The 20,756-nt window shown below is 34.6% G+C and carries 19 protein-coding genes; 14 read left to right on the top strand and 5 right to left on the bottom strand.

Annotated features, from left to right (window positions below):
• Positions 1–72: 72 nt before the first annotated feature.
• Together ABEG63_RS16250 and ABEG63_RS16255 are read left to right on the top strand one after the other, a co-directional pair.
• On the top strand, positions 73–1,380 hold the full coding sequence (locus ABEG63_RS16250) for a hypothetical protein (protein ID WP_312391479.1): 1,308 nt from the start codon (positions 73–75) through the stop codon (positions 1,378–1,380).
• Between the two features lie 18 nt (positions 1,381–1,398).
• A complete protein-coding gene (locus ABEG63_RS16255; protein WP_267404320.1) occupies positions 1,399–2,145 on the top strand; it encodes a carbonic anhydrase family protein in 747 nt (248 codons plus the stop codon).
• A 52-nt stretch (positions 2,146–2,197) separates the two neighbouring features.
• Here the strand turns inward: ABEG63_RS16255 and ABEG63_RS16260 are convergent, their stop codons facing one another.
• Complete coding sequence (locus ABEG63_RS16260) at positions 2,198–3,019, bottom strand: DUF2807 domain-containing protein (RefSeq protein WP_267404322.1); 822 nt, start codon at positions 3,017–3,019, stop codon at positions 2,198–2,200.
• Positions 3,020–3,078: 59 nt separating this feature from the next.
• On the opposite strand from ABEG63_RS16260, the gene ABEG63_RS16265 reads away from it, so the two are divergent.
• From ABEG63_RS16265 to ABEG63_RS16275, 3 genes are all read left to right on the top strand, one after another.
• A complete protein-coding gene (locus ABEG63_RS16265) occupies positions 3,079–5,217 on the top strand; it encodes a M3 family metallopeptidase (RefSeq protein ID WP_346586244.1) in 2,139 nt (712 codons plus the stop codon).
• A gap of 64 nt (positions 5,218–5,281) precedes the next feature.
• Positions 5,282–5,410, top strand: coding sequence for a hypothetical protein (locus ABEG63_RS16270; protein WP_346586246.1), 129 nt, complete (start codon positions 5,282–5,284; stop codon positions 5,408–5,410).
• A gap of 32 nt (positions 5,411–5,442) precedes the next feature.
• The gene (locus ABEG63_RS16275; protein ID WP_312391518.1) at positions 5,443–5,820 is read left to right on the top strand and encodes a YchJ family protein; all 378 of its coding nucleotides are present in this window, start codon (positions 5,443–5,445) and stop codon (positions 5,818–5,820) included.
• A gap of 171 nt (positions 5,821–5,991) precedes the next feature.
• Here ABEG63_RS16275 and ABEG63_RS16280 read toward each other — a convergent pair whose 3' ends face one another.
• Together ABEG63_RS16280 and ABEG63_RS16285 are read right to left on the bottom strand one after the other, a co-directional pair.
• A complete protein-coding gene (locus ABEG63_RS16280; protein ID WP_267404328.1) occupies positions 5,992–6,492 on the bottom strand; it encodes a peptidylprolyl isomerase in 501 nt (166 codons plus the stop codon).
• 112 nt (positions 6,493–6,604) lie between these two features.
• Entirely contained in the window at positions 6,605–6,850 is a 246-nt protein-coding gene (locus tag ABEG63_RS16285) for a VF530 family protein (protein WP_267404330.1), read from the bottom strand.
• A 436-nt stretch (positions 6,851–7,286) separates the two neighbouring features.
• Here ABEG63_RS16285 and ABEG63_RS16290 point away from each other — a divergent pair, with 436 nt between their 5' ends.
• The 9 genes from ABEG63_RS16290 (at position 7,287) to ABEG63_RS16330 (ending at position 16,595) form a co-directional block, all read left to right on the top strand.
• On the top strand, positions 7,287–7,439 hold the full coding sequence (locus ABEG63_RS16290; RefSeq protein WP_312391530.1) for a hypothetical protein: 153 nt from the start codon (positions 7,287–7,289) through the stop codon (positions 7,437–7,439).
• A complete protein-coding gene (locus ABEG63_RS16295; RefSeq protein WP_346586248.1) occupies positions 7,436–8,641 on the top strand; it encodes an exonuclease SbcCD subunit D in 1,206 nt (401 codons plus the stop codon). Before ABEG63_RS16290 ends, ABEG63_RS16295 begins: the two co-directional genes overlap by 4 nt.
• A gap of 3 nt (positions 8,642–8,644) precedes the next feature.
• On the top strand, positions 8,645–11,674 hold the full coding sequence (locus ABEG63_RS16300; RefSeq protein WP_346586249.1) for an SbcC/MukB-like Walker B domain-containing protein: 3,030 nt from the start codon (positions 8,645–8,647) through the stop codon (positions 11,672–11,674).
• Between the two features lie 125 nt (positions 11,675–11,799).
• The gene (locus ABEG63_RS16305) at positions 11,800–12,888 is read left to right on the top strand and encodes a histidine kinase (protein WP_346586251.1); all 1,089 of its coding nucleotides are present in this window, start codon (positions 11,800–11,802) and stop codon (positions 12,886–12,888) included.
• A gap of 5 nt (positions 12,889–12,893) precedes the next feature.
• Entirely contained in the window at positions 12,894–13,568 is a 675-nt protein-coding gene (locus tag ABEG63_RS16310) for a LytTR family DNA-binding domain-containing protein (protein ID WP_346586252.1), read from the top strand.
• 402 nt (positions 13,569–13,970) lie between these two features.
• Positions 13,971–14,711, top strand: a complete 741-nt coding sequence (locus ABEG63_RS16315; protein ID WP_346586254.1) for an intradiol ring-cleavage dioxygenase — start codon at positions 13,971–13,973, stop codon at positions 14,709–14,711.
• Between the two features lie 146 nt (positions 14,712–14,857).
• Positions 14,858–15,505 carry a hypothetical protein gene (locus ABEG63_RS16320; protein WP_346586256.1) on the top strand — a complete coding sequence of 216 codons (648 nt, stop codon included), beginning with the start codon at positions 14,858–14,860 and terminating at the stop codon, positions 15,503–15,505.
• Between the two features lie 7 nt (positions 15,506–15,512).
• Complete coding sequence (locus tag ABEG63_RS16325) at positions 15,513–15,776, top strand: hypothetical protein (RefSeq protein WP_346586258.1); 264 nt, start codon at positions 15,513–15,515, stop codon at positions 15,774–15,776.
• Between the two features lie 309 nt (positions 15,777–16,085).
• Positions 16,086–16,595, top strand: coding sequence for a hypothetical protein (locus ABEG63_RS16330; protein ID WP_346586260.1), 510 nt, complete (start codon positions 16,086–16,088; stop codon positions 16,593–16,595).
• A 130-nt stretch (positions 16,596–16,725) separates the two neighbouring features.
• On the opposite strand, the gene ABEG63_RS16335 is transcribed toward ABEG63_RS16330, so the two are convergent.
• Together ABEG63_RS16335 and ABEG63_RS16340 are read right to left on the bottom strand one after the other, a co-directional pair.
• Positions 16,726–17,751: an LLM class flavin-dependent oxidoreductase gene (locus ABEG63_RS16335; RefSeq protein WP_346586262.1), complete on the bottom strand. Its 1,026-nt coding sequence runs from the start codon at positions 17,749–17,751 to the stop codon at positions 16,726–16,728.
• 335 nt (positions 17,752–18,086) lie between these two features.
• A complete protein-coding gene (locus ABEG63_RS16340) occupies positions 18,087–20,228 on the bottom strand; it encodes a DPP IV N-terminal domain-containing protein (protein ID WP_346586264.1) in 2,142 nt (713 codons plus the stop codon).
• Positions 20,229–20,756: the final 528 nt, after the last annotated feature.

Genomic DNA, 20,756 nt, shown 5'->3' on the forward strand with positions numbered 1-20,756 from the left:
TCTTTTTCTGAAAAGTGAAGATCAAGATCCATTTACACAAATTTTAAAAACAATTTTAACATAAACACAAAAATGAAAAATTTAAAAACAATTTTTTATTCCTGCCTGGCATTCTTTGGGGCACAAAACATCAATGCGCAAACTTCCAGCTTTCTAAAAGACAGAAAAATACCATTAAATGAAGATGGAAGTAACTTTTTAAAATTCACATTTTTAACACAAGCCTGGATACGTTCGGCACAATACAATCCGGGATCTACATTCGACGGAACGCTGAAAAACAGCGGCACAGACATCGGAATACGAAGAACTAATATTCAGGTCTTTGGTCAAATCACAGACCGTGTTTTTATGTATACTCAATTTGGATTGAATAATTTAAACACTTTGTCAGACCGAAAGCAAGGTTTTTTCGTTCATGATGCCTATGGTGAATACGCGATCGACAAAACAAAATTATCATTAGGAATGGGATTATCCGGATGGAGCGGATTGTCACGTTTTGCTTCTCCCGCAGTTGGTTCCCAATTAGGAATTGATGCCCCATTGTATCAACAAATGACGAATGATGTGACAGATCAGTTCTTGAGAAAATTATCAGTTTTTGCAAAAGGTAAATTAGGAAAGTTTGATTATCGTGTGCAAATGGCTCAGCCGATGTCTATCAAAAAAATGGCGGGGTATAATTCTGCAATTACTTCTAATTCGAGTTTTTCTGCGTTGCCTCCAAAAATGCAGTATAATGCGTATGTTCAGTATCAGTTTAAAGATCAGGAATCTAACCAAACCCCTTATTTATCCGGATCTTATTTAGGTAAAAAGTCTGTTTTCAATGTGGGAGCCGGACTTATTTATCAAAAAAATGCAATGTGGAGAACCAACGAAGCGAAAGATACTATACAAAGCAATATGTTTCATTTAGCAGCAGACGTTTTCTATGACGCTCCGCTTGGAAAGGACGGTAGAGCAATCAGCTTATATGGAAACATCACTCATTCTGATTTCGGAAAAAATTACATCAGAAATGCCGGAACGATGAATCCTATTAACGGAGAAAATAATCCTGATATTTTAAATGGTGGCGGAGTCGCTTTTCCAATGTACGGAACGGGAACAACATATTATGTACAAGCCGGATATAAATTAAAGGATAACCTCATCGGGAAAACTACATTAATGCCTTATGCATCTCTTCAACATTCAGATTTTGAAAGGCTGAATCAGTCGGTTAATTTTTGGGATATGGGAGTAACGTGGCTACTTTCAGGACAAAATTCAAAAGTTACCGTTTCTTATCAAAATCACCCTGTTTACAATAATGCAGGTGATAAAATAACGACAAAAAATGCAGTTTTATTACAATATCAAGTATCTTTATAATTAAAATAAACATCTATAATGAAAAAAATAATCTTATCAATCAGCTTACTTTCTTTAGGTTTCGTAAATGCTCAGCAACATTGGGGCTACGAGGGAAATGAATCTCCTGAACATTGGGGAGAAATGACAGGAAACGAAAAATGCGGACAAAGCAAAAGCCAGTCTCCCATCAATATCGTTACTTCAAAAGTGGTTCCCGGAAAAGGAATTAAAAACATCGGATTCAACTATGATAAAAGTGATATTAAAGATATTAATGACAACGGACATACGCTACAATTCGATTTTAAAGATGGAAATTTTGTGACTTACGACAATAAGAAATATTTCCTGATGCAGTTTCATGCACATGAAGAATCTGAACATAAAATTGATGGCATCAGATATCCCTTAGAATTACATTTTGTGCATAAAGCATTGGATGGTTCGGTTCTTGTGCTTGGCGTAATGGTAAAAGAAGGCAAAGAAAATTCTTATTTTGAAAAGCTCAAGGTATTTAAAACTTTAGCAAAAGAGAAAAAAGAAGATACAGACATTATTTTCAATCCTGAAAAAATGTATCCTAAAAATAAGAGTTATTTTACGTATGCTGGTTCGCTTACCACTCCTCCTTGTTCGGATAACGTGACATGGATTGTGTTTAAAAATCCTATTGAAATGACCGAAGATGAAATTGAAGACATCGCAAAACACCTTCCTAAAAGCAATAACAGATCAATTCAACCGCTAAATGGTCGAAAAGTTTCTAGTTTTAGTTTGAAATAAATGGTTTCGGCGGCCTTCGGCCGCCGAAACTTATTCTATAATGTATCAATTTCTATTGAATATTTACACTTCCTCCACTACTTTCTCTTTTATTGACTGTAGAAACATTTCCTTTTTTATAAACATTCACACTTCCTCCCGACGACGCATCTGCATCAACTTTGGAAAGTGCGCTAATTTCAATGCTAGATCCGCTTGAAGATTCAGCTTTTACATTATCTGCAATCACGTCTTTAGCATTCACGCTACTTCCTGACGAAGAAGAAATTTCTGCATTTTTAGCCTTTCCAGAAATATCTACACTTGCTGCAGAAGAAGCATCCAAATCAAGATCAACTGCCCAAATTTTTCCAGAATAACTACTGCTGCTGCTTACAGAAATTTCAAAATCGTTAGCTTCCAGATCTCCGGAAATACTTGCAGCACTCGAAATATCAATATTCGTTTTTTCCTGAGTGAACTTATCTTTTACATTGATACTTGCTGCGGAATTTGCTTTCAACTTTGTGAAATCTCTCGTATAAATTTTCGCAGTTACCTTATTATTGTTCATCACCCGAATTCCCGGTTTGTAATGAATATGAAGTTCTTTTCCGTCAATATCCACCAAAACTTCATTAATGATACTTTCAGGCGCGGAGATTACTACTCTTTCGGTTTCAGATTTTATAATTTCGGCATTAATGGCTTGAGAAACCTCAATTTCATCAAAATCGCCGCTTATTTCCTTCTGTTTTAATGGTCCATTATCTTTACTGACAACCTTTTCAACCCATGTATTTTTATCATTTTCGTGGGATCTTCGTTCATGTTTTTCGTTACACGAAGACAGTAAAAGGAAGGCTGAGAATATAAAAAGCGGTGTAGATTTCATGTTAAATGGTTTTATGAATTAAGTTTTAATTATCTTTATACTTTATTAACAACTAATTTATGAAAAATATTACATCGGTATTATTAATTTCTGCATTAGCATTTAATTACTCTTGTACTACAATGAAAAAAACCGATACACAACAGGAAATCACAATTCCTGCTTCATTAGCTTCAAACCCTTTCATGATGAAAAGCAAGCTTCAGTACGAAGCTCCTGAGTTTGATAAAATTAAAAATGAACATTTTAAACCAGCTTTTGATTTCGGATTACAACAACACGATGCCGAAATCCTGAAAATTGCCAATAATCCTGAAGCTCCGACTTTCGAAAACACGATTGTAGCATTAGAACAAAGTGGCGAAATTTTGAAAAGAGCAACGATTGTATTTTCAAACCTTACAAGTGCCAATACAAACCCTACTCTGCAGGCTTTAGATGAAGAATACGCTCCGATTTTCGCGGCTCATTCTGATAAAATGTATCTGAATGAAAATCTTTATAAAAGAATTAAAGCTATTTCTGAAAATGGTTTAGATTCTGAAAGCAAAAGATTATTACAATATTATAAGCAAAATTTTGAAATTGCAGGAGCCAATCTTTCTTCTGCGGATAAAGAAAAATTAAAGCAAATCAATCAGGAATTGGCTTCACTTTCGACTCAATATTCCAATAAATTATTGGAAGCGAGAAAGCAAGGCGGAGTTTTCTTTAATGATGCCAAAGAATTAGACGGACTTTCAGCTGATGAAATCGCAGCGGCAGCTTCTGATGCTAAAAATGCAGGAAAACCTGGTCAATATCTTTTGGCTTTACAAAATACCACGCAACAGCCCCTTTTACAAAACCTTAAAAACAGAGCAACCAGAGAAAAACTATTCAAAGCTTCTTGGTTGAGAGCTGAAAAAGGTGACGGAAACGACACGAGAGAAACGATTGAAAAATTAGCTAAACTTAGACTTAAAAAAGCTCAGGTTTTAGGCAAGAAAAGTTTCGCAGAATGGAAATTGCAGGATCAGATGGCAAAAAATCCGGAAGCAGCGACTAATTTAATGAATCAAATTGCAACACCTGCAGTAGAAACTGCAAGACGTGAGGCAAAAGATATTCAGGATTTGATCGATCAGCAGAAAGGAGGTTTCAAAGTTGAACCTTGGGATTGGAATTTTTACGCTGAACAGGTAAGAAAAGCGAAATTCGATTTAGATGAAAATCAAATCAAGCCTTATTTTGAAATTACAACCGTTTTGGAAAAAGGAGTTTTCTTTGCTGCTGAAAAATTCTACGGATTGACTTTCAAAAAAAGAACAGATCTTCCGGTTTATCATCCGGATGTGGTAACGTACGAAGTTTTCGATCACGACGGGAAATCTATCGCAATCTATTACTTAGACTTCTACACGAGAGATTCTAAAAATGGTGGTGCCTGGATGAGTAACTTCGTTGAGCAATCATATTTATTAGGAACAAAACCCGTGATTGTAAATTGCTACAATTATCAGAAACCGGCTCCGGGAAAACCTTCACTAATTAGTTATGATGATGTAACAACAATTTTCCATGAATTTGGTCACTCTATTCACGGAATGTTCGCCAGCCAAAAATATCCTTCACTTTCAGGAACGAATGTACCGAGAGATTTCGTTGAATTCCCTTCCCAAATCAATGAACATTGGGCTTTAGATCCTATCGTTTTGAAAAATTACGCTTTACATTATGAAACAAAACAGCCAATTCCACAGGCTTTGGTTGATAAAATTAAAAAAGCAGCGACTTTCAATCAAGGATATATGACTACCGAATTGGTTTCTGCTGCCGAACTGGATATGGATTGGCATACGGTAACCAATGAAAGTCAGTTGATTCCAGTTTTAGATTTTGAAAAACAATCCTTAACAAAACACGGATTTACGTTGGCTACGGTTCCTCCAAGATATCACACACCATATTTTGCACACATCTGGGGCGGTGGTTATTCTGCAGGATATTACGCCTATTTGTGGTCTGAAACGTTGGATAACGACGCTTGGGAATGGATTTCTAAAAACGGCGGACTGACGAGAGAAAACGGAGATCGTTTCAGAAAATATATTCTTTCGGTAGGAAATTCTGTGGATCTGAATCAGGCATTCAGAGACTTTACAGGACACGATCCGGATATCAAGCCTTTATTGAGAAACAGAGGTTTTATTAAATAAATTTTTAAAAGCATTCAATTTTTTGGATGCTTTTTTTGATTTTTTCTAAACAATAATGGCTCTAATGTCTTTCACGGATGGCGCTACTAAATATCTCGCAGATTTTACAGATTTCGCAGATGTTTGTATTTTAATTCTCCATGATAATATTAAATCTGCGTCATCTGTAAAATCTGTTAGAGAAAAATATTAATGTAAATTTGCGTTCAAATAAAATTTAGAAAAATGAATTGTCCCTGCTGTTCAGGAAAATCTTACGAAGAATGTTGCCAACCTTATCACACCGGAGAAAAAAATGCACCTACAGCAGAAGCTTTGATGCGTTCGAGGTTTTCGGCATTTGCCATTCCGAATGGAGGATATTTAATGCAAACCACTTCTCCGAGCAAAAGACAAAATCACAGCAAAAAAGATTTGCAGGAATGGGGAGAAATCAATGAATGGACGAAACTTGAAATTGTGGATAAACCATCTATGAATAAAGTGGAGTTTAAAGCTTTTTATACTGATCAGGATGGGCAGAAGCAGGTTCATCACGAGTTATCCACATTTAAAATGATTCAAAATCGTTGGTTTTATGTGAGTGGTGAGTTTTTAGATTAAATATAAATCCTCTGGTTGGTCATCGCAAAGGCACTAAGTTTTTTATAGCCATTATGGTTTAAGGCGCAAGGATTTTATCTTCGATAAAATTGATTGTGTGATATTTTATAGTAATTCAAACAAAAAAATGTCCAGCATTTCTGCCGGACATTCATATTTTTTAGAAAACTCTTAGTGAGCTTCGTTTCCGTCGATTCCGTGTGCGTGACCGTGAGATAACTCCTCTTCAGTCGCAGGACGAGTATTTAAAACTTCCACCTGGAAATCCAACACTTTACCAGCCATTGGGTGATTAAGATCTGCAACCACTGCTTCAGGAGTAACTTCTACTACAAATGCCTGGAAATTATTTCCTTGATTGTCAGATAAAGGCAAGATAGCTCCTACTGGCGGAATTCCAGATTCTGCGAACATATCAATTGGCAACTGAGCGATAGCATCTTCTTGCTTTTCACCGTAAGCTTCTTCTGGCTGAATTACAAAATCTGCCTTATCACCTGCTTTCAAACCAAGGATATTTTGTTCAAACTTAGGAATCATCATTCCCACACCGTATAAGAATGTTAATGGATTTTCTGCTGTTGTTTCTTCTACTAAAACCTTTGTTCCATCTTCTTCTATCGTGTGAAGGATGTACTTTACAGCTACAACATGATTGTTTTCGATTGTCATATTTTAATTTTTTGTCGTGAGTTTCAGTTCACGATTAATTGTACAAATATACTGCTTTTGAAATCATTGATCGAGTAATTAGATTGAAACAAGAATTTCCCCCATACTACTTCTACCCTTTTCTTTCGTCTCGTTTTTTTTGTCTTAATACAAAAAGGTATAAACTTTCCACCTTTGTCCTCGCCCAATCTGTTTTTCTCAAAAACTTCAGTGAAGAACTGATACTGGGATTATCTGTAAAACATTTGATATTAATCTGCTCGCCCAACTTTTCAAAACCATTGTAATAATCTACCAATTCCTCAAGAATGGCGTCCAGTCTTTTTCCGTGAAGGGGATCTTTTGATTGTTGTTCCATAATGCTGTAAAGATATTAATTTCATTTCTAAAGCAAACAGATTTCAAAAGCCTGCTTGATTTTATGATTTAAAATTGCATTTGGTTACAAACAACAGTAAAACAGACTAAATGCAATTGCAGTTGATTACAAACAATAGTAAAACAAACCAAATGCAATTGCAGTTGATTACAAACAATGGTGAAACAGACAAAATGCAAACGCAGGAAGTCACAAACAACCTTGAAACAAATCAAATGCAGTTGTATTTCATTACAAACAACCTTGTTTGAAACCTTTGTAAAAAGTATGCAGGTTATAAACAAACTCGCTGGAAGAAAACATTTATCTGTATAAAATATTTCATCAACCTTAGATTGAAAAATTGCTTTCCCCCTTAATCTTTAGTATTTTTGATCATCTATTCATATAAAATTACTTTTGGGAATACATTGATATGAGCAAAAATAACGAAGCCAACAGGCAAAAAAATAAAAAGAAGATCGATCAGAAAAAACGGAAGCAACAAAATGCGGAAGCAGAAAGAAAAGAACGTTTAAAGCAGATTCGTGAAGATTTTAAAGCAAGAGAAGAGAACGATACAATATGAAAATTCTACACACCGCCGACTGGCATTTAGGGAAACGCCTCGACCGTTTTTCAAGATTGGAAGAACAGGTTTCTATTATGGACGAAATTGTTCAAATCGCTGATGAACAAAATGCAGATATTATTTTGATTGCCGGAGATCTTTTTGACAATTTCAATCCGAATGTGGAAGCGGTAGAATTATTTTATAAAACCCTGAAACGTTTATCATTAAACGGAAAACGTCCCGTAATTGCGATCGCTGGAAATCATGATTCTCCCAATCTCATCAATGCTCCCGATCCTTTGGCGCGTGAGTGCGGCATTATTCTTATTGGTCATCCCAAAGCGAAGATCAATCCTTTTGAAACCGAATATTTTACGATTTCAAAATCGGAAGAAGGTTTTATAGAATTAGTATTGAAAAATTCAGAAACTCCTATTCGTATTCTTCACACGCCTTACGCGAATGAAATTCGTTTAAAAGAATATTTTGGAGAAAATAAAGAAGAGGAAATCAACAACGTTTTAGCAGAAAACTGGAAATACCTTGCCGATGAATTCTGTGATGAAAACGGAATCAATATTCTCACGGCTCATTTATATATGAACAAAAAAGGAAACGAAATTATTGAAGAGCCTGAAGGTGAAAAGCCCATTAAAATAGGCAATGCAGATCTTATTTTTTCAGACATCATTCCGCATCAGATTCAGTATACCGCATTGGGACATTTGCACGGATTTCAAAATATCGGAACTGTTGAAAAACCTGTTATCTATTCATCTTCACCACTTTGTTACAGTTTTAGTGAAGCCGGACAAAAAAAATATATTTCTATCATTAATGCAGAAAGCGGAAAAAACGTTTCTTTTGAAAAAATACAGTTAGAAAGCGGAAAAAGTTTAGTACGAAAAACATTTGATTCCGTAAAAAACGCGGTTAACTGGCTCACAGAAAATCCTCATACTTTTGTTGAATTAACATTAGAAAGCACCACATTTCTGACGGCTGACGAAAGAAAACTTTTGTATCAGTCCCACAGCGGCATTGTATATTTAATTCCAAAAATTAAAAATCAGGAATTTGCTGAAAATTCGATTCATGAGATTAATTTAAACCAAAATATAGAAACTCTGTTTCAGGATTATTTTAAATCTAAAAACGGCGGCCAGGAAGCCAATGAAGACTTAATGAATTTGTTTAACGAAATTTTAAATGCCTAAACCATGATCCCTGTTCAGCTCACTATTGAAGGACTTTATTCATATCAGGAAAGACAGATCATTGATTTTAAAAATCTTACCGATGCTGGTTTGTTCGGTATTTTTGGTTCCGTAGGTTCTGGAAAATCATCTATTCTTGAAGCCATTTCTTTTGCCCTTTATGGCGAAACGGAACGTCTGAATATGCGTGATAAAAGAGCGTATAATATGATGAATTTAAAATCGAACACTTCCTATATTGAGTTTGATTTTTTGAATTTTGAAAACAAACTGTTCCGTGCGACACGAGATTTCCGACGCAATTCTAAAAAATTTGACGACGTAAAACCAAGTTCGGTTACTTTTTATCAGCAGATTGAGGGGAAATGGATTCCTTTGGAGCATTCGAATGCCGAGCAAATTATCGGACTGAATTATGCTAATTTCAAACGAACCATCATTATTCCGCAAGGTCAGTTTAAAGAATTTTTAGAGCTTGGCGCGACGGAAAGAACAACGATGATGAAGGAAATCTTTAACCTTCAGCGTTTTGATCTTCAGAATAATGTAGCTTCTCTGAATGTTAAAAACAGATCGGAACTCGATCAGCTGGATGGACAGTTAAAAGGTTTTGAAGAAATTACCGAGGAACAGATTTCTGCGGAAAAAGAAACTTTAAAAACGGAACAACACAAGTTTTCAGAAGCAAAAGATAATTTCCAAAAAATTTCGGCGAGCTTTCAACAGCTTAAAAATCTAAAAACAGATTTTGAAAATTTAAAACAGAAAAAAGAAAACTTCAGCAACCTTTCTGCACAAAAAGCGGAAATTGATATTTTAGAAACCCAAACTGATATTTACGACCGAGTTTCCAGAATTTTCAATCCTCTATTGGCTGAAAAAGATAAACTTTCAAAAGAAATTTCGGCAAAGCAATCTGATGCTGAAAAACAAAATACCACTGTTAAGAAAACCGAAGCTCAATTTCATTCCATAAAAGAACAGCTTACCGCTATTCAGCCGAAGTTTGAGGCATTGGAGCAATCTAAAATACAGGAAAATGACCTGAATTTAATTGTGCAGATTCTCAATTATTCCGATGAAATTAAAAAACTTAAGGAAAGAACTCAAAAAGGTTCAAAGGAAGTTCAGGAAGTTGAAGAAAAAAGAAAAAATATTCAGCACAATATCGATCTTCTTTCCAAGGAAGCCGAAACTTTAAAGCCAAAGAAACTTGATTCCAATCTTCTTTTACAGGTTGGAAACTGGTTTATTCAACAAAAGAATTTAAAAAAATCGCAAGAAGATCAATCTGAAAAAATAAAAAAACAGGAATTACAGATTCTGAAAATTTCAGATGAATTAAAAGCATTTCCTGAAAATTTTAAAGAAAGCTTTCAACAGAAAAAAGAAAACCTTGAGATTCAAAAGAAAGAATTTTCACAAAAACTGGATCATTTAAAAATTCAGCAAGAGTTGGCAAAATTCACGAGTGAACTTCACAACGGTGAAGCTTGTCCGCTTTGTGGATCTTCTGAACATCCGAATATTGTGGAATTTCATGATGTACATTCAGAATTGAAAGAATTTGAGGAAAAAGTTCAATCTGTAGATCAAGAATTAATCAACCTACAAAAAAAGGAAAATGAGATTGATAAAATTCTGGAAAGAAAAGGAATTTTTGAAAATCAATTAAAAGCTGAACAGGAAATTATTTCAGACATTCAACATCATATTGAAAATCATCTAAAACAATTTATCTGGACTGAATTCAGTTATGAAAAAGAAGCTGAATTTGAGGCAAAACGTAGCTCTTCTCTCGAGGCCGAAAAGCAAATTGAACAATTGAATCAAACTATTTTCAAGGAAAGGGAAACCTTAGCTAAAGAAATTGAAAATTTAGAAAAATACCAAAAGGCACTTGAAACGTTTAAAATTCAGGAAGCTAAAAAAGAGGAGCAAATTAATAGCAACCGTTCTAATTTAAAAATACTGAATTGGGAAAATTATTCTGATAAAACAACAGAAGAAATTGAAAATATTTATCACACACTGTCAAAATCAAATACTGAGACAGAGAAAAATTATCATGAATTAGTTCAGAAAGAAAAACAAATTTCTCCAAAACTGGCAGAAGAAAAAGCCATTTTGAATCAGTTGGAAAAACAGATTTCAGAATTAAAGCTGGAAATTTTGTCGAATACGGAATTAATCAACGCTTCATTAAGTCAAAACAATTTTAATAATTTTTCTGAAATCGAAACGATTCTGCATCAAAAAATAAATGTTGAAGAAAGGAGAAATTGGATCCAAAAATTTAAAATCGATTTTGAAACATTAAAGAACGGAATTCATGAATTAGAAGAAAAACTAAAAGATTTTTCTTTTGATCATGAACAGTTTGCGGCCAAAGAAAATGAATTTAATGATGCAGAAAATCATTTAAAGCAAATTAATGATCTGGTTGTAAAATTATCATCTGAAATCGAAAGACTAGAAAAAGAATACCGCAAAAAAGAAGATTTACTGAAAGAATTATCTCAACTTCAAAAGCGTTCTGAAAATCTAAAAGTAATGACCAATCTTTTTAAAGCTGCCGGTTTTGTACAATATGTTTCATCAATTTATCTGCGACAGCTATGCGATCATGCCAATATCCGATTCCATAGAATGACGCGAAATCAACTCAGTTTGCAACTGAATGAGAATAATGATTTTGAAATTATCGATTACCTGAATGAAGGTCGCAGCAGAAGTGTAAAAACCTTGTCTGGTGGGCAATCTTTTCAGGTTTCTTTGAGTCTAGCGCTTGCTTTGGCAGAAAGTGTCCAAGCTAATGCCCAATCAGATAAAAACTTCTTTTTCATTGACGAAGGTTTTGGAACCCAGGATCTTGAATCTGTAAATATTGTATTTGAAACATTGAATGCACTTCAAAAAGAAAACAGAATTGTAGGAATTATTTCGCATGTGGAAGAGCTGAAAGAAAAAATTCCTGTTGCGCTGGAAATTGTGAAGGATGAAGAACGCGGAAGCTTGATCCATATCGTTTAAATGCAATCGCTGGAAGATGGATGGTTGAAGCAGGAGGTTTAAAGTGGTCATTTTATTTATTGAAGTGTCTTTCATATGATAATGTCCTTCGTATTTTATTTATATTTGAATAAAAATATTAGTTAGTGAAGAAAATATGGCCACATATTATACTGATTCCATTACTGTTAACAATTCCGATCGTTTCGTCTCCGGATTTTGACGGTACGTTATCTGTTTTCAGAGTTTCGCCATTTCAGCGGGAATTTATTCGTTTTGTAATGGTGATTATCTTCTTTTATGTCAATCTGAATATTTTTCTACCAAAGCTTTACAATCAGAAAAAATATTTAGCCTTCACCGTTTGTATTTTAATCTGTTTTGGAATGATGATTTTTCTGCCTTATTATCTGGCTTCAGAAAATATTTTCTCCGGACAGCCCTCTCAAATGGAACTGGGGCCACCCCCAATGCCTTATCCCAATGGAGATTTTCCTCCTCCTTCAATAGACAGAGCTCCTCATGAAAATTTCGGACCGAGAAATGAGGGTTCTTATCGGCAGATGATCTTTTCCTCTGTATTGCCCTTTCTTTTTTCTTTCCTTTCTTCACTTTTTATTTTTAGAAATAATGAGAAAAAAGAACTGGAAAAATCGAAAGCAAAGGCTGAACTACTAAATTTAAAATATCAACTTCAACCGCACTTTTTGTTTAATATTTTAAATTCCATTTATTCTTTGGCACTGTTGAAATCTGATGATGCTCCGAACGGAATTTTAAAACTTTCGAATGTAATGCGGTATGTGGTTCAGGAAAGCAGTAAAGATTTTGTTGAATTAGATAAAGAAATTGAATATTTAAAAGATTATATTGCCCTTCAATTGGTAAGAACAGACAGCAGTTTAGATTTTTCTTATACCGAAATCGGAGAAATGAAAGGACTGAAAATTGCACCTTTTATTTTGGTGAATTTTATTGAAAATGCCTTTAAATATGGTTTTAACGCTGAAGAAAACTCAAAAATTACAGTAAAAGTGATTGTTCAGGAAGATATTCTGAGCTTCAATGTTTTCAATAATATTGTGAATAAAAAAGTAGCTGACGAAAACAGTCTGAAAGTTGGTCTAAAAAATACAATAGAACATTTACAGCAAACCTATCCGGACAAACATACTCTGGAAATGAACAACGACGGAGCTACCTTTGAAGTGGATTTAAAAATTAATTTAATCTAAAAAATATGATAAAAGCCATTGCTTTGGACGATGAAATTCTCGCACTGAAAATTATTGAGAATTATGCCGGAAAAATTGAAAATCTTTCTCTTGAAAAGATCTTCAATACCCAAAGTGATGCGCAAAAATATTTAAATAAATTTCCTGTTGACCTCATCTTTTTAGATATCGAAATGCCATCCAAAAACGGAATGGACTTCTACAAAAACATCTCCCAAAATACCAAAGTTATTTTCACAACGGCGTATTCAGAATATGCTGTGGACGCTTTCAGCCTGAATGCGGTGGATTATTTACTGAAGCCTTTTTCTTTTGAAAGATTTAAAGCAGCGGTAGAAAAAGTAAAGACCAATAATGAAACTGACGAGATAAAACACCTTTCGATTCGTGCGGATTATAAGCTTCATAAGATCAATTTTGATGATATTCTGCTGATTGAAAGTCTGGATGATTATATTCAGATTCATTTAAAAGATCATTCGAAAATCATTGCGCGTTCTTCGATGAAAAATATTCTGGAAAAGCTTTCTGAAAAAGATTTTACCCGCGTTCACCGCTCTTATATTGTTCCGGTTCAGAATATCAAAACTATTGTTAACCGTAATATTCATATCGGGGATTTTATCATTCCGATTGGGGAAACGTATAAGGAGGAGGTGATGAGGATTGTGAATAAATAATTCTTATTCTTTCGTCTTGAAACAAAAGAATCAAAAATTCAAGACTGGAAATAAAAACTAAAAATAAATTTTATTCTCTAAAAATTCTAAAACTTGCGCGAATTCAAAATTTTGTTTTATTTTCAGCATTGTTGTCGCGCTCAAACAGTAGAATTTTTTTAACGTTCATAAAAATTTATTTTCTTAACGTTTTTATTTCCTAGGTCACATATTTCTTCCTGATCATATTCTTAACAACTCTTAAAAAACAATCATTTACCGACACATTTTATAAGTTTACCTCATAAATTTCACGGGGACGTTTTTTGAAAATACATTTGAAGTATAAAATTTGAAAACAAAAAAATAGGCGAGAGCTATCCTAATTGTCTTTTAAAATAGTAACTCTAAAAACCCCGTATTATGAAAACAGTAACAAGAAAAGGATTTTTAAAAACTCTTGGATTAGCAGGCGTAACTGCTGTTGCTGCTCCTCTTTTAATCCGTTGCGGAAGTGATGATGATGTTTTAGATTCAACATCCGGCAGCTCGTCAGGTTCAGGCTCGTCTTCCACAGGATGTTCTGTGACGAATTCTGAAACCGAAGGCCCATTTCCTACAAAATCTCCATCAAGTCTGGTTCAGTCAAATATTGTGAGTGACAGAACGGGAGTTCCGTTAACCATTACCCTTACCATTCAGAATGTGAATGCAAGCTGTGCCAATTTACAAGGTGCCTTAGTAGATATCTGGCATTGTGATAAAGATGGAAATTATTCTGAATATGGCGGAACGGGAATGCAGTCGGCGAATTATACAACAGTTCATTTCCTGAGAGGAAGACAAACGACGGACGCTAACGGGCAGGTAGCTTTTACCTCTATTTTTCCGGGTTGGTATAATGGCCGAGCCACGCATATTCACGTTCATGTCTACAGTTCTTCCGGGCAATCGCTTTTGGTAACTCAGATTGCATTTCCCGAAGGCAGTGACAGCGCGATAGTGCTCGTAGGAGCCAGTACAGGCTACAAAGGCATGAGCGGATATACTTACAATGCGAATGATAACGTGTTCAGTGATGGAACCTCCAACGAAATGTCCAGTATTTCGGGAAGTGTCAGCGGAGGTTTTTCTCTGACCCACACCATAAAAGTTTCGGCTTAAATTGAAGAGAGAAGTTGTTTAATATTAGTTTATTACCCGTTTCCGCAAACGCACAGGTTTACACCGATCGAAACTATATATGTGAAGTGTTAAAAATCAAAAGCAAGGTGTTGATCTGTGCCTTGTGGAAATATTAAACCTAAGAAATGATGTTAGTTCAAAGTCCTTCAAAAATATTTAAATCTGATTTTTCTGTTTGGAAAAAGGAAAATTTGTCGTTGGTGAATGAAATTTTCTCGGGTGAAGAAAATATAAAACTGAAAAAAGCGGTCGAAATTATTGTAGATGAAAACGAAGATTTCGAGTTTCATTATCAGGAAAAAAGCAGCATTCTGGTCATTGTTTTATATGGTGAAATTTTAATCAATGATTTTGAAAAGCCTATTTCTTCAGAACAGATTTTCACCTTACAATCGATTGAAAGTAACATTTTAAAAATTCAGAATCATCTTCCGAATGAGAAAGCCGATATTTTACTGCTGGAATTTAAAAACAGAACCTCTGAAACTTTTTTTTCTGTTGAAAATTTAAATCTCAACACAAAAAATACATTGATTCAAATTTCTGAAAATCTGAAATCCCCCAACTTTATCGGTTTATATGACGGAAGAGAAGAACAGAAATATGCTTTATACAAAAAAGGAAAATCAATTTTCGGAATGGTAATCAACGGTGCTTTTGAATTCCAAAATCGGCTGATGGAAACCAGAGATGCTATTCTTCTTTCCGAAGTGGAAATTTTGGAATTTGAAGCATTAAGCGAAAATGCGCTGATTCTGTTTTTTGAAGTCTGAAAATATCGTGAAAAGAAATACTCCTAATTTGTTCCGAAGAGAAACTATTTTTTTCATCCATTTAGATGAAAAATCTAGGGTGACGGTAGAATGTTATGCGGGAAACGGGGCCAAACTTCTGACGATTCTTGATCAACAGGAACTTTCCGAAGGAAAACAGGAGATAAAATTTAGTGGAAATCAGTTAAAATCCGGAGTGTATCATTTGAAAATAATAATTGAAAACTCAACTGGGATATCCACTGAAAACCGAATCATAGAAATCAATTAATACATTTAGTGTTAGATATTTTTTTCATAATCAATTTGTTTTGAAATCAGGGTAGGCGTGGAAAACTGCCCTGATTTTATTAAAGAACTTGTTTAAGCTTTTTTATTCAACCGCAAAAGGCACAAAAGATTTTGATAATGTAATTAAAGCTTACTATTCAACAGAAAAAAAGAAAACATTAGCTCTTAAAAATCTTTGATTTTATCCTTTTGAAAACTTTTAATGGTCTAGTAATACCTGTAAAAATAGCTTTTGCTTCTTTTGTGGTTAAAAAAATATTTAGTTTGAATAAGCTTAAAACGTAAAACAATGAAAGCAAAAATAAAACTGGCCTTCCGAATTGTCATCGATCAGAATTCTACGCTGACGTGGGATAAATATATTTTTGAAGACACCTATTTTGAATATAAAATTCAGCATCAGGTTTTTGATGAAAAAGAAAATCCGGTGAAAAATTACTGGGAATTGCTGACAAAAAATCCTCATGCAGAAAGAATTCCTTTTTTGTTGAGCGCTTCTGTTACCAACTATATTTCACAACTGAACGGCGAAATTAAAAGTCTTCCTGATGTGTTGGGAAATACATTTTTTCCGATCGAAAGTTTTAAACTCGACCTCATCAGCTCGAATGTGGAAGATTCTTCAAAACATAAAATCGGAATTACATTTTATACGCCTGAATTATTATTAATTGATATTATTGACAACAAATATCTTTTAAGTAAAAGTATCAACACAGAAAACGGATTTGAAACTTATATGTTTGCTTTTCATCCGCAGGTTGCAATTTCGTACTATGATTCCATTATAAAAGCATAGGATTTTATCCTATCGTGATTTACATCGTCCTTTCAGGACTCACTAAAAGTGAAACGTTGCCTTTCGGCTTCATATAATTATTTAGAACTCATTAAAAACCTCCGCTGAAAATTTCAACGGAGGTTGGTTTTTATAGATCTTTGATCGTCGGTTTTACTTCATTTCCGAACAATTCGATAGATTTCATCATCACATCATGTGCAGGATCTCCCACATCCATGTGACCGATAAATCTTGTAATTCCAAAGATTTCTTTCATGTAAGCAATCTTATCAGCAACTTCCGCTGGACTTCCGATGAATAAAGCACCATCTTTACTTTTTCCACCGTCATATTGTGCTTTCGTGTAAGGAGCCCAGCCTCTTGACGAGCCAATTCTATCCATTTGTGATTTATAATTATGGAAATATCCGTCTACCACATTCTGGTTATCACTTACAAAAGTGTGAGAATGCACAGCAATCTGCATTTTAAACTCATCATGACCTGCTTTTAGATATTCCTGCTTATAAAATTCAATTAAATTTTTAAACTGAATCGGCATTCCTCCGATAATGGCAACCACTAAAGGCATTCCCAACTGAGCCGCACTTAAAACTGATTGCGGAGTTCCACCAACCGCTCTCCAGATCGAAAGTTTTCCGTCATTCTTTGCTCTTGGATAAACCGTTTGATTTTGCATCGGCGCGCGAAGTTTCCCCGACCAAGTTACGTTTTCTTCTGAATTTATCTTTAGCAGTAATTCTAATTTTTCATCGAAAAGCTGTTCATAGTCATTCAAAGAATAACCGTACAATGGAAAAGATTCAATGAAACTTCCACGGCCTACAAAAATCTCGGCACGACCATCAGAAATTAAATCTAATGTTGAAAAATCTTCATATACTTTTACAGGCTCAGATGAACTTAAAACCGTTACTCCACTTGCCAATTTTATATTTTTTGTGATACTTGCTGCCGCAGCTAAAACAATTTCTGGTGACGAAACTGCATAATCCGGACGGTGATGCTCGCCCATCGCAAAAACATCAATTCCGACCTCATCCATGAACTTTACCTGATCCAGAATTTCACGAATTTTTACACCTGCGTCTCTATATTTTCCGGTTGACTGATCTAATGATAGATCGCCAAACATTCCTATTCCTAATTCCATATTGTTGATTTTAGATAAGCAAAATTAAGGTAATAGGAACTCAGAAACATTGATCTTTGGTAAGAATGGAATATGCTTTTTCTTTTGTCTTGAAACAAAAGAAACAAAAGTTCAAGACTTAGAAACTGGATGCTAAAAATTAAAACTTAATCCTAAAATTTCCAAAACTCGCGCGAATTCAAGATTTGCCTTTTAGTTCAATAGTATTCTCGCGCTTCGAACAGTGGAAATTTTTTAACGAATCAAATTTTAATTTTCTTAACGCTTCAGTTTCCTAGGTCGTTTAGATTTCAACAAATAAAAAATCCAGCCCTAAAAGACTGGATTTTGAGTATTTATTTCTTTAAATTCTGATCAAAATAATCAGTGATTTTCTGCATCAAATGTACTCTGTCTTTCCCGATCACGTTGTGTGGATGCCCCGGATAAACAAAATAGTCTAACTGTACTCCATTATCAACAGCCGATTTAATGAATTTCACGGAATGTTGCCAAACCACAACATCATCCTGAGCTCCATGAATCATTAGTAATTTTCCTTTCAGATTCTGAACTTTATCTAAAAGATTTGCCGTTGCATACCCTTGTGGATTTTCCTGTGGCGTATCCATATATCTTTCACCGTACATGATTTCGTACATGCTCCAGTCGATTACAGGACCTCCTGCCACACCAACTTTGAAAACATCCGGTTTACGAAGCATGAAGCTTGTCGTCATAAATCCACCAAAACTCCAACCGTGGATTCCCAGTTTCTGAGCATCTACGTAAGGAAGCGATTTCAAATAATCCACCCCTTTCATCTGGTCGTTCATTTCAGTAGTTCCCAAATTTCTGAAAACTGCCTGTTCGAATTTCAGACCACGATTCGCAGAACCTCTTCCATCCATCGTAAAAATGATGTATCCGTTTTGAGCCATATATTCGTACCAAAGATTTCCTGAAGCCGGGAAAGTATTTGTAATCAATTGTAAATGTGGTCCATTATATAAATAAACGATGGTCGGATATTTTTTGTTCGGATCGAAATTCGTTGGAAGAATGATCTTTCCGTATAAAGGTGTTCCGTCGTCTGCTTTTAATTCAATATTTTTAATTTCCGGACGCTGATAATTTTTTAAAGTATTTTCAGCAGTCAGAAGATTGTTTGATTTTAAGGTATTTGTGTTGATTAAATTAATACTTCGAGGCGTATTAGCATTGCTGTAAGAATCATACAAGTAATTTCCGTCACTGCTTAAAACTCCATTGTGTACTCCTTCTGCATTGTCTAAACGCTGCATTTTGAAGTTCGTCCAGTTGATTTTATATAAATGTTTTTCTAAAGGCGTTTCTTTCGTAGAAGTGAAATAAATCTCCTTTTTCTTATCATTAAAACCTAAAATATCAGTTACCAACCAATCTCCTTTTGTGATCTGAGAAACCAATCCTTTCTCTACATTATAATGGAATAAATGATTGTACCCCGTTCTCTGACTTTGCCAAATAAAATCTGTATTTGAATTCGGTAAGAACGTTAACGGATGTTGTGGCTCAACATATTTATCGCTTGTTTCCTCAAATAAAGTTTTTACTAAATTTCCTGTTACCGCATCATACTGATTCATTTTCATGTGATTCTGACCTCTGTTCAGCACCGCGACGAAAATATATTTTGAATCCGGACTCCATGTAACTGCCGTTAAATATTGATCTTTTTCACCTTCAACATTCAGGAAAATTGTTTGTTGCGTTTTGATATTAAAAACGCCCAACGTCACCTGATGAGAAGTTTGCCCCGCCATCGGATATTTGATATTGTGGTTCACCGCAGGCGTTACCGACCAATCAATGATCGGATAATCTGCAACCATCGTCTGATCCATTCTGTAGAACGCTACACTTTCAGAATTTGGCGCAGGGAAAATTCCTGTATCGATCCCGAATTCGTTTCTGTGAACGTTTGCTGCTCCATTTAGAATGTTTTCATTAGAATCATTCGTTACAGCAATTGTCTTACCGTTTTTATTAACAAATAAATTATTCTTTACCGTAAAAGCAAAAGTTTGGTTATCTCCAAAGATCTTCATATTAGAAGCTTCTTTATCAACTGCTACAGAGTTTTTCACTTTCCAATCGCTTCCTGATTTTTCAACCCAAACCATTTTGTCGTTTGCATTGTAATATCCGTGGGAATTGCTGATGAATTTGATTTGTGGAACCGCTTTTAGTTTATTGTCCGCCAAATTTCTATTCAACTGAGTTAAAGACACCAACGTATCCTGTTTATTGGTTTTTAAATCAGTGATTAAATACCCACCTTTCACTGCCTGAATGTATGATTTCCCATCATTCGACCATGAAAATTGTGAAATATTTTTAACGGCCAAGTTCGTTCTCAAGCCATTAACTGCCTCCGCCATTGTGAATTTCTGAGTCTGAGCGATTGCGGAACCACCCAAAACTAGCATCAATAAAGATAACTTATATAATTTCATTGCATAAAATTGAATCCATCAAAAATAAGAAATAAAAACGGTTCGTTAAGAAATGTTAAATTAAAAACATTCGTAAAACGAGTTTGTGATATAGATAGGAAATAATTCTTACCTTAATATGAGGATTTTGGTTGATGGTCTTTAGTTGATGGTTGATGGGATTCTTATATTGGATTCGCGATTAACTGTCTTTCAAAATGAAACATAATGGAGTGAAGAATTTATATTCATAAATTTTTACACTCTGTTTGTCATTCCGTAGGGATCTAGACACGAATCTTTCCATACTGTTATCTAAAAGGTTGTTGAGATCCTTACAGGATGACAAAGTGGATGGAAGTTTTCTAACTTCTTAAGATTGCTTTCTCCCAATGACAAATATTGAAGTATCATACCACAGTCCTAGCCCCGATGTTCTATGTTAAATTGCAAATTATTTAGGTTAAAATTTTAAAGTTTTTTTGATAATCCGGTTGATATTTCGTCTTATTCTTCACCACTCCAAAACAGATTCTCAAAAGTTTATTA

The sequence above is a fragment of the Chryseobacterium sp. C39-AII1 genome, from assembly GCF_039672645.1.
In the GTDB taxonomy this organism is placed as follows: domain Bacteria; phylum Bacteroidota; class Bacteroidia; order Flavobacteriales; family Weeksellaceae; genus Chryseobacterium.

Bases quoted from the DNA above. Each gene is read 5' to 3' on its own strand.
- ABEG63_RS16285 (WP_267404330.1), bottom strand. From the start codon at position 6,850: ATGGAACAACAATCAAAAGATCCCCTTCACGGAAAAAGACTGGACGCC.
- ABEG63_RS16330 (WP_346586260.1), top strand. From the start codon at position 16,086: ATGAAAGCAAAAATAAAACTGGCCTTCCGAATTGTCATCGATCAGAAT.
- ABEG63_RS16270 (WP_346586246.1), top strand. From the start codon at position 5,282: ATGTCTTTCACGGATGGCGCTACTAAATATCTCGCAGATTTTACAGAT.
- ABEG63_RS16315 (WP_346586254.1), top strand. From the start codon at position 13,971: ATGAAAACAGTAACAAGAAAAGGATTTTTAAAAACTCTTGGATTAGCA.
- ABEG63_RS16340 (WP_346586264.1), bottom strand. From the start codon at position 20,228: ATGAAATTATATAAGTTATCTTTATTGATGCTAGTTTTGGGTGGTTCC.
- ABEG63_RS16275 (WP_312391518.1), top strand. From the start codon at position 5,443: ATGAATTGTCCCTGCTGTTCAGGAAAATCTTACGAAGAATGTTGCCAA.
- ABEG63_RS16290 (WP_312391530.1), top strand. From the start codon at position 7,287: ATGAGCAAAAATAACGAAGCCAACAGGCAAAAAAATAAAAAGAAGATC.
- ABEG63_RS16250 (WP_312391479.1), top strand. From the start codon at position 73: ATGAAAAATTTAAAAACAATTTTTTATTCCTGCCTGGCATTCTTTGGG.
- ABEG63_RS16300 (WP_346586249.1), top strand. From the start codon at position 8,645: ATGATCCCTGTTCAGCTCACTATTGAAGGACTTTATTCATATCAGGAA.
- ABEG63_RS16335 (WP_346586262.1), bottom strand. From the start codon at position 17,751: ATGGAATTAGGAATAGGAATGTTTGGCGATCTATCATTAGATCAGTCA.
- ABEG63_RS16280 (WP_267404328.1), bottom strand. From the start codon at position 6,492: ATGACAATCGAAAACAATCATGTTGTAGCTGTAAAGTACATCCTTCAC.
- ABEG63_RS16265 (WP_346586244.1), top strand. From the start codon at position 3,079: ATGAAAAATATTACATCGGTATTATTAATTTCTGCATTAGCATTTAAT.
- ABEG63_RS16255 (WP_267404320.1), top strand. From the start codon at position 1,399: ATGAAAAAAATAATCTTATCAATCAGCTTACTTTCTTTAGGTTTCGTA.
- ABEG63_RS16295 (WP_346586248.1), top strand. From the start codon at position 7,436: ATGAAAATTCTACACACCGCCGACTGGCATTTAGGGAAACGCCTCGAC.
- ABEG63_RS16260 (WP_267404322.1), bottom strand. From the start codon at position 3,019: ATGAAATCTACACCGCTTTTTATATTCTCAGCCTTCCTTTTACTGTCT.
- ABEG63_RS16320 (WP_346586256.1), top strand. From the start codon at position 14,858: ATGATGTTAGTTCAAAGTCCTTCAAAAATATTTAAATCTGATTTTTCT.
- ABEG63_RS16310 (WP_346586252.1), top strand. From the start codon at position 12,894: ATGATAAAAGCCATTGCTTTGGACGATGAAATTCTCGCACTGAAAATT.